This is a genomic window from Archangium sp. (assembly GCF_036389735.1).
Classification (GTDB): domain Bacteria; phylum Myxococcota; class Myxococcia; order Myxococcales; family Myxococcaceae; genus Archangium.
This window is the reverse complement of record NZ_DASVWK010000947.1, coordinates 1-3,870: the sequence shown is the minus strand read 5'-3', so window position 1 is coordinate 3,870 and position 3,870 is coordinate 1. Positions and strand designations below refer to the sequence as shown.

The 3,870-nt window shown below is 68.8% G+C and carries 2 protein-coding genes; both read right to left on the bottom strand.

Features of this window, described 5'->3' with window-relative positions:
* Nucleotides 1-164: 164 nt before the first annotated feature.
* Nucleotides 165-1,982 carry a serine/threonine-protein kinase gene (locus VF794_RS33755; RefSeq protein WP_331117235.1) on the bottom strand — a complete coding sequence of 606 codons (1,818 nt, stop codon included), beginning with the start codon at nt 1,980-1,982 and terminating at the stop codon, nt 165-167.
* An 83-nt stretch (nt 1,983-2,065) separates the two neighbouring features.
* Nucleotides 2,066-2,941 carry a DUF2381 family protein gene (locus VF794_RS33750; protein ID WP_331117234.1) on the bottom strand — a complete coding sequence of 292 codons (876 nt, stop codon included), beginning with the start codon at nt 2,939-2,941 and terminating at the stop codon, nt 2,066-2,068.
* Nucleotides 2,942-3,870 lie beyond the last annotated feature (929 nt).

Genomic DNA, 3,870 nt, shown 5'->3' with positions numbered 1-3,870 from the left:
GACCCCGAGCGCGAGGTCCGCTTCATCCTCCTCACGCTGTTGTCGCTCGCTCCGTTCCCGAAGAAGGAGCTGGCGTTCTGCCGCGAGCACTGGCCGGTGCTCGCGGACTTCATGGAGCAGGGGCAGGAACTCGCGGCCCGCCGCGATGCACGGTGAGCGAAGGACTAGTCCTCCAGCTCTGGCTCCGGCCTGGGCGGCTCCTTGAAGACGAAGCGCTTGACGGCGGTGATGGGCACCGCGCGGGAGATGTGGACGGCGCCCGGTCGCGAGCCCGGGAGCTTCTCCAGGCCGTCTTCCGCGTGGTTCCCCACGGTGAAGCAGACGCGGTACGTCTTCCCGTCGGGCGTGCGGGCCCGGTCGTACCAACCGTAGACGTTCGTGCTCTCGGTGAAGAGCTCGCCGAAGAACAGGGTGCCCTCCGGAAACTGGCCATAGGCTGTTTCCGACATGCTGGTGATGGGGCCGGAGCGGACGATGGCGTGTGTCTCCGCCTCGGTCGGCCCTGGCGGGCCCTGCTTGATGTCGGTGATGACCATTGGGCCAAGTTTCCAGTCCAGGCCGAGCTCCTTCATCACGGCGCGCGACTCGGCCGGGCAGACCCTGTCGCGCGGGGGGCGCACCTGCACACCGGCGCACGCCAGACCCACGCAGAAGGTCGTGGTCCCGAGGAGTCTGCCCACGGAGCCAGGCTGCGGCGGGGATTCGCCAGGGGTCTTCTGCTGGGGCTTCTTCAAGGAGGTGCCTTTCGTCGCTCGTGCCTCCGCGAGGGCGGCAGCCGCGGGGTTTGACTCCAGAGGTAAGGGAGCCGCGGCTGACCCAGCATCCGGGAGTTCCGGCGCCCGCGCCATTTCGCCGCTCCCAGGCGTGAGGTCCCCGGACGCGGAGTGACGGGGCACTGCCCAGAGGCCGGACAGCGCGAGGCCGAGCCCCAGCGCCACCGCCAGTGCTCCACCCGGGAGTGCCAACCTCTGTCCCCGGCGCCCCTCCAGGGCGGGCGCGAGCGCCCCGGCCTGTCCACCTCTTCCCCGCCGCCCGGCGGAGGAGCCACCTGGGACGAGCAGGAAGCGGGGGCCGGTGACCGTCATCGGCCGGGTGGGGAAGGCTGGCCGGCGGATGCCCCCGTGCTCCCATTCGAAGAGGCTCGCCTCCCACTCCCCGCGCTTACCGAAGGTCGCCGCCGCGATCAACGCCTCGTGCACTTCCGCCCCGCTGCCGTAGCGCGCTTCCGGGTCCTTGGCCAACATGCGCGACAGCACGTCGCTCAAGGCCCTGGGCACCCGGCGGTTGAAGTCCCGGGGCGCGTGCACCCGTCGGTCCACGATCGCCAGCGCCAGCAGGTCTCCCAGCACCTCGGGCTTGAAGGGGTAGTGCCCCGTCACGGCCCGGTACAGGCTCACCCCCAGCGCGTACAGGTCATCCGCGGCGCCCACCTCGTACGTCTCGCCGGCGTGGCTGTCCCGCTCCAGCCAGAAGCGCATGGCCTCGGGGCTGCGCAGGTGCGCGGTGCCCGGCGGCAGCGGCGTGGGCGTGAGGGAGGCCGCGCCCTTGTAGCTCCCGATGCCGAAGTCCACCAGGATCGGCGCTCCGTCCGCTTCACGGATGAGGATGTTCTCGGGCTTGATGTCCCGGTGCGCCACGCCCCGGGCATGGAGCTCTCCCAACGTCAGGGCCATCTTCGCCCCCGCCGCGGTGAACTGGAGGAAGGAGGGATTGAGCGTCTCGGCCCACACGTCCAGGGGCGGGCCGGAGATCAGATCCATGACGTGGTAGGTGTGACCCTCGATGGGGTCCGGCCAGCGCCCGCAGCCGTGGAAGCGCACCACGTGGGGGTGGACGGCCTTGTCCATCAACAGCACCACCTCTCGCTCGGCGCGGACATCTCCGGGGCGCAGGGCCAGCTTGAGGGCCAGGGGGACGCCGGGATGATGGGGGTCCACCACCCGGTAGACGGCGCCATAGCCGCCCACGCCCAGTTTTTCCACGACGCACCAGTGGCCGACCTCCGTTCCCGGGGGCAATGCATCGGGCCGGAGGGTGGGAGTTGTTTCCCGCATGGGTTTTCACCTCAGGGATTGAAGGGGGTGAGGGACACGCCGCGTTCGCCATCCCGCTCGCGCAACTCCAGGCCCCAGCGCTGGTCCGTGTCCTCCGAGGGCCGCTCCACCTCCACTGCGAGGGAGCGCTTCTCTCCTGGCCGGAGCCGCGTTCCGTCCATCCACACGGGCAGCCGCCGGACCACGCGGCCCTTCGCGTCCAGCAGCGAGGCCTCACCAGGGGCCCAGGGCCGGACGCCCGGAGGAAGCGTGAGCCCGGCGACCACCACGGTATGGGCGCGGGTGCGGTAGACATCCTGCGTGGAGACCGTCACCTCACTCCGCGAAGGCACGAGCTCCAGCCGCTCCCACGTCACGCCCTCTTGCATCAGCTCGCCCGAGAGCGCCAGCTTGACGAAGCTGCCCGCCTCGCACCGGGCGAGCACCTCCTCCAGCCTGGACTCGAGCGCCGAGAACGAGCGCGGCTGGCGTATCACCCGCACCTGGACATCGACCTGCTGCTGGGTGGCCGGGACGAGCGCGAGCGTGGCGTGAGAGGGCGGCAGGCCATCGGCGAAGCCCACCTTGAGCAGCAGGGGCCTGTCCTCGGGCAGGGGGCGTGCCGGCCGCAGCACCACCAGCCGGGTCGTGGGCTCCACCAACGCGAAGCGCTCCTCGCGCCCCTCCACGGAGAGGGAGTCCGGATCGATCGACGCATCGAACTCCAGCACCGTGTGGTAGTCGGGGGCGAGGCGCACCGTGGGCACTGGCGCGGTGGCGCTGTCGGGGAGCACGACGTGCCGCGCCTTCAGCTCGGGGCCGGAGAGCAGACGCGGCTGGGCCGCCGCCGGGGCGGCACCCAACAAGGGCAGCAGACAGAGGGCACGGCGCGGCAGGGCCAGGGTCACTCGGGAGGTTCCTCCGGCCACTGAACCTAGCAGGTCATGGGGCGGACAGGAGAGCGTTGTCCGCGAGGAACGATCATGCTGGGATACGGTCCGTTTTCAGCGGAGGGCGGCCATGACCAGACGACTCATGACGTGGGCGCTGTTGCTCTTCTTGGGGACAGCCTGTCCGTCTACCTGGGGCAAGGAGGGTTACGTCCAGAAGACCTTCCACGAGAACCTCACGCAGCTCAATTCAAAGTATCAATCATGTCCACTCGATGAAGAGGAGTGGTTGGAGCTATGCGGCGAGGAGGATGACCATGCGGGAAGCTGTCCGCGAGAATGTCCTCTTCCAGCGCAGCTGGTGCCACAGTGAGTCTGGGTGGAGCGGTTCATGAAGCGTATGGCGCTTGTCGTCTTGTGCCTTCTGCTGCCCTTGCCGCTGGTGGGCTTGCTCTTGATGAGCCAGTCGTGGTCCAGCGAGTCAGTGCCTCGGTCCGCGAACACCATCCCGATGCTCTCCTTCGAGGTGAGGAAGTCTCTTCTGACCTACCGGCACGACTGTCAGACGGATGCGGATTGTGAGTCCCCGCTCGGATGCTTCATCCTGGGCCCATCCCGGAAGTTCCTTTGTCTGGACAGCACCTGCATGACGGACCAGCAGTGCGAGGAAGGCTTTTCCTGTGTTCCGCTCAAGACCGCGAGCGGGAAGGCCGAGGTCCGTATCTGCTCGCTCGTTGGAGAGAGAAAGGAGGGAGAGATATGCACGGTGCTCGCCACCAGTCAGGATGCCGCCTGCGAGCGAGGCCTGCTCTGCCAGCGGCGGTGTGGGCGCCCATGCCGGTTGGATGAGCCATCGAGCTGTCCCGAGGGCTTCGTTTGTTCGGAGGGGCGTACAGGCCCTCCCTCTTGTCTTCCCTCATGCGAGGGCCGTTCTTGTGCCGAGGGGC